Source organism: Chryseobacterium populi, assembly GCF_000282115.1.
In the GTDB taxonomy this organism is placed as follows: domain Bacteria; phylum Bacteroidota; class Bacteroidia; order Flavobacteriales; family Weeksellaceae; genus Chryseobacterium; species Chryseobacterium populi.
This window is the reverse complement of record NZ_AKJY01000059.1, coordinates 1-6,014: the sequence shown is the minus strand read 5'-3', so window position 1 is coordinate 6,014 and position 6,014 is coordinate 1. Positions and strand designations below refer to the sequence as shown.

2 protein-coding genes are annotated in these 6,014 nt (G+C 37.6%); one reads left to right on the top strand and one right to left on the bottom strand.

The window, feature by feature from the left end:
- On the bottom strand, positions 1–3,465 hold a 3,465-nt coding region (locus PMI13_RS14015; RefSeq protein WP_007844824.1), incomplete at its 3' end, for a beta strand repeat-containing protein.
- Positions 3,466–4,042: 577 nt separating this feature from the next.
- Here PMI13_RS14015 and PMI13_RS14005 point away from each other — a divergent pair.
- Complete coding sequence (locus tag PMI13_RS14005) at positions 4,043–5,692, top strand: helix-turn-helix transcriptional regulator (protein ID WP_034670371.1); 1,650 nt, start codon at positions 4,043–4,045, stop codon at positions 5,690–5,692.
- Positions 5,693–6,014: the final 322 nt, after the last annotated feature.

Sequence of the window (6,014 nt, the reverse complement as noted above, 5' to 3'; positions counted from 1 at the left end):
TCCTGTGGCATTTATTCCTCCATTAGCTGAAATATTAATACTGCCATCTGCATTCAACTGTGTTTCCGCAACATTTTCATCTCCTTCTATGGCATCAAAACATCCGTCCCCATCTGAATCCAGGTCTTCAAGATCCGGAATACCATCTCCATCAGTATCTGTGAAGCATTGTGCGTTAAACCCAAAGCTATCCATATTAACAGTGGCAGCAGAACCGTAAATATAAACCCTTACATAATATACCGTTCCTTTTTGTAATCTATAGTTTCCTCCAAGGGGATATTTTTGAAAATTCGGACCATTGGTATTGATTCCGGAATATAGAACAGTAGACCCGGTAAATGCTGCATTGTCCGCAATTTCAACAGATATATTTTGCACTGCTGTTGGCACCGTATCATCTGTTACCCATTCTTTCAGTTCTAAAACCCTGTTGCTGGTTGCTGCCATAGGAATAGTAACCTGAATATAGTCATTATTGGCTTTTGCCTGAGCCGCAGTTGTAGAATTCACGTTTCGGATTTCCCAATATAATGAGGTCTTCTGTGAGCCAGGTAGTCCACTTCCGAAAGACACGGTACTGTTGGCTGTAATAACATCAGGAGAAAGTTGATTCGTTTCCAATTTGCCGGGAAAAGGGGTATTGTTAACATCCCACCTTAAATGGGGATCTATGGTATTGTTAGCTGTCGAGGGAAGTGTACAGGTATTTTCTACAGTATCCAGGATACCATCATTATCATCATCCAGATCATCCACATCACTTAGCCCGTCATTATCAAAGTCCTTACAGGCATTGATTCCCAACAGGTAGGCATAGCCGGCTCCCTGCCCCTGGTCTCCGCCGGTATCAGCAGCCCCTCCTGAGTTCACAAGGTTCGGAACCCCTCTATTTACTCCTCCATTAGCCGAAATGTTAATACTGCCATCCGCATTCAGCTGTGTTGGGGTAACATTTTCGTCCCCTTCTATGGCATCAGAACATCCGTCACCGTCTGAATCCAGGTCTTCAAGATTCGGCGTTCCGTCTCCATCAGTATCTGTGAAGCACTGTGCACCAAGTCCAAAGCTGTCCATGTTAACAGTGGCAGCAGAACCATAAATATAGAACCTTACATAATATACCACTCCTTTTTGTAATCTATAGTTTCCTGCAAAAGGATACTTTTGAAAACCTGGCCCATTGGTATTGGCTCCGGTAAATAAAACCGTAGACCCCGTAAATGCTACATTGTCTGCAACTTCAATATGTAAATTTTGTACCGGGAAATTCTGGCCACCAAATGTGGTCCATTCTTTCAGCTCTAAAACCCTATTGCTGTTGGTTGCCGCCATAGGAATCGTAACCTGGATATAGTCATTATTGGCTTTTGCCTGTGCTGCAGTTGTAGAGTTCACATTACTGATCTGCCAGTTTGAATTCTGGTTTACAACTGATATTCCGCTTCCGAAAGACACCGTACTGTTGGCGGTAATGACATCCGGAGAAAGTTGGTTAATTTCCAAACCGCCTGGTAAGGGAGTAAAATTAACGTCCCACCCTAAATGGGGCTGAGCAGAGGTACCGGAAGTCGAGGGAAGTGTACAGGTATTTTCTACGGTATCCAGGATACCGTCATTATCATCGTCTAAATCGGTGATATTGGCAATCCCATCATTATCAGTATCTGTACATGTACTTATCCCGGCATTGGCAGAACTGCCGATACCCTGGCCTGTATCACTTCCTGTATCAGCTGCTCCTCCTGAGTTCACAAGATTGGGAACCCCTACAGCATTGGTTCCTCCAGTAGTTGCAGCACTAATACTGCCATCTCCATTGAGCTGTAAATTACCAACATTTTCGTCTCCTTCCAGAGCATCAAAACATCCGTCGTTGTCTGAATCCAGATCAATATGATTGAGGATACCGTCTCCATCCGTATCACAGGTGAATGCCAGTATTGAAATGTCATCCAGCGACCAGTCATCCAGAGCTGTTGCTGCCCTGAACACTAATGAAGCTGTATTAGGAATAGAAGCATTAGGTATATTAAGCGTAAAAGTTTGGCTTGATGTGTTGGCAGTACTAAAAGGTGTAAAAGTAGAAGTTGCCCCACTGGCAAGAGTAATGGTAACATTGTTTGCCCCGGTGCTTCTTGCCGTACCATTGTTAACAGTAGCATAGAGCGTTCCGTTCAGCAATATCTGCAGGCTTGCTGTAGAGCCACCTGAACTGTTTCCGTCAAGTGCACTTAAAGTAAGTTTTAAGGGAATCGAACTATTGGTATTAGCCAGGCCTGTTATGGTCTGTGAAAGGTTCCTGTTAGCAACATTATCAGCAGAGATTTCAGCATTGGTGGTACCAGCCCATCCGGCATCAGCAGTCCATCCGGACAGTCCCCCGGTAAAAGTCCCGTTGGTAACAATATCGTTTCCGAGGCATTCAGCATTATCAGGGATACCATCGTTATCATCATCCAGGTCAGAAGTATTAGGGGTTCCATCAAAATCCATATCTGCACATGCCGTGCTGATCGCTGCGTTGGCAGAGGCCCCTGTACCCTGGCCTGTATCACCTCCTATATCTGCTCCTCCTCCTGCATTCACAAAGTTGGGAACTCCATTTGAATTGATACTTCCATTAATACTGCCATCCAGATTGAGTCCTGCCCGGGTCACATTTTCATCCCCTTCCAGGGCATCAAAGCATCCGTCGTTGTCTGAATCCAGATCAAGATAATCAGGAGTACCGTCGCCGTCCGTGTCCAGTGTTCCACAGGGAGAAATAAATGCAATATCATCTATTGCAAAATCGTTCCCAGTAAAACCTGTACTTTCATTCTGAAGCAATATATTGTAGTCACCTGTTATGGTAGGGGTAAAACTTAACGAAGTTTGAGACCATATATTTAAGTTTCTTTGGCCAGTTGTAGTACTTGCAAGCTGGGTAGTACCGGAAGAATTCATTATCCGGATCCTGATATTATATCCATCAGCAAGACTTGTATTACTGGCACTGGCATGCCAGAAAGAATAGGTATAGGTAACCCCTGCTACTAATCTGACACTCTGCCTGAAAAATACCCCCACTGAGGTACTTCCATTTACAGCCAGATAGGCATCTGTTGCAGTATTGGTAGTATGCCCGTTATAATTCCATAATGCGGGACTGGGATGTGGCTGCGGAGCAGCATTACTGATAACAGCATAATCTCCTGCATTCACCAGCTGCCCACTTTTAAAAGTATATCCGGGTCCTGGATTTGTTGATAAATTACGGTTAACAGTAGTCGTACCAAATGTTCCGCGCTCTTCCGAGCTGACTATATTTCCACAGCCCTCATCGACATCAAGTATCCCATCATTATCGTCATCAAGATCGGAAGTATTTACAATTCCATCGCCATCTGTATCTTGTGCATAGGTTCTGTTAAAACCCGTGATGCACAATAAAATAAAAAAAATAATAATCCTTTTCTTCATAAAAAATGTGTTTATAAAAAGTCTAAATTGATGTATTGGGAATCATATGATTGTACACCCTGTTTCATTAATTTTCAAAATCCGTTTTGTGAATCTGCTGTTATCCCAATCCCAACTGAATTTATCATTAACAGACATCTGACGGGGAAGTAGGTAACAAACTGTAAATTAAAAACTCAATAACACAGAATGTATAATTTAAAAATCATTAACTGTAAAAAAATCTGACATTGGTTTTCTGCATGTAAAACTATACAATTGGTTGAAAGAAGAATTGTATTTTTTATTAAAAAATGTTATGTATCCTATTAAAAAAATGAAAAAATTGTTATGTTTTTAAATCATAAACACATGAAAATCAGTTTTATAAAATAAAAAATACGTTAGCAATGGCACTCTTGAATTTTAGATAGGGAAATTTATCTCTCCTAACACTTATTTTTATAACCAGTTTATAACCAGCTTTTTTTATAAGAAGTTGTGTTTTAGACCTTAGCTGATCCCCAAAATTTACCGTGTAATTATGAGATTTTTTTTCCTTTGCTATGTTTTTCTGTTTGTGTCTTCTTTTCAAAAAATGACGATTAATGATGATGATTATTTCTACAAAATAACAGAAGAGTTAATCCCCATTATCCATAAAACCGATAAAATATTGATCATACAGCGAAGAGAGCTTGATCAGTTTAAGAAAACAGGAGGAGATAAATATCTGATAAGTTCTAAATATATAGACATGTTTCTGCATAAAGAAGACCCTTCCAAACAGATTGAAATTGCTTATGATCTTCTCAGGATCAATAGAGGGAGATATGACTTTATTTCAATGGCATGCAATTTTAATCTGGCTATTACCCTTGAAAATATTTCGCCGAAGCTTGCCATGCAGTTTGTGAGTGCTGCCATAAAATATGATGAAAAATTAGAAGGAAAATATTATCTGGGACATCTTTATCATATAAAAGGAAGGATTTATTATAATGAAAAAGCCTATGCTTCTGCAATGCATAATTTCAATAAAGCACTGCTTAGTTTTAGAAATGATCATCAACATAATAATACCATTTACATTGCCTCAATGTATAACAATTTCGGATTAACCTACAGTAAATTAAATAAGATAAAAGAGGCTCATAAAGAGACTGAAAGAGGAATATCAATTTTACAGAATAAAGGTAATCTAAGCCGGGAAGAAATAGATTTCTTACATATAATGAAAGGAAATTCAGGCTTTTATTTATATAAGCTAAAAAATTATCCGGCAGCGGAAAAATTATTACTTGAGGAATTTGAATATTATAAAAATAAAGAATCTTTCTGTTCGGAAAGCATTGTTTCTTCACAAAGATTATTCGATTTATACCTGGCAACCCATCAAAAAGAAAAGCAAAATCAGATTATTGATTATCTGATAAAAACAGAGCCTAAACTGAAAAATACTCACAGTAGAATTGTCGCCAATGAGGTTATCCAGGAATACTATGTCAGTACTAATAATTATACACCCTTAAAGGCTGTTTCTGAAAAACTTATCGGGCTCAATCATTCCTATTATGATGAAAATAAGAGGAATGTAAAGAAAATATCAGATTTACTGAACAACCAAATCATCAGAAACAACAAGGAAAAAGATGATTATAAAGCTTATCAACAGAAAAGGAAAAATTTATTATTTATTATTTTTATTTTAATTGTTTTCGGTGTGTTTGGAATTATTCTTTATAATATAAAAAAACATAATAAGAGAGAAAAGGAATTATTAAAAAACAATGGGAAGATTCTGGAACAGAATAATGAATTTCAGAAGGAGAAAATAAAAAATCTGCTTCAAAGCCTTAATTTGAAAATAGATACTGAAAAAGCATTTTTGGAATATCTGAAAAAAAATAAAAAAATAAACGGAGATAATGATTCGGAGCAAATACTGAAAGAATTATTTTTAAAAGTAAATAATTTGATACAGATAGACAGGCGAAGCTATGACCTGATTATTGAAGGGAATATTGAAAATAAACTTTTCCTGGAAAAGCTTTCCGTTTTATGCCCCACTTTAACCAATACAGAATTAAAATTCTGTACTTATTATAGGATGAATTTGTCTTCAAAAGAAATTTCGTCCTTAGAAAATACGACTAACGGAACCATCAGGGTATACAAAACAAAAATAAAATCTAAATTGAAACTGAATAAGGAAGACGATTTGTCCTGCTTCTTAAACAATATATAAATTTGATTTACAGATAAATACAAACATTCCCCCCTATAGAGTTTTAGCATTGTGATGAGTAATATTTTATCCTGACCTCAGGGGATCATCCGAATATCTTTTAATCAATAAAAGCCTTCTCAAAAAGAAAGTTTACTGCCATATTAAAGTCCCATTACCAGCATTAGCCCTAATTTCCAACCTATACTTCTGAAAATAATTCTCCTGATTTTAAGCCTATTATTAAGCTTTGTTAAAATTTTTCCCGGAAAAGTTTTGCAGGAATTAAAAAACGCTTTATATTTGCACCACTGAAAACGAAGGCATAGCCGGAGTTCAGGGA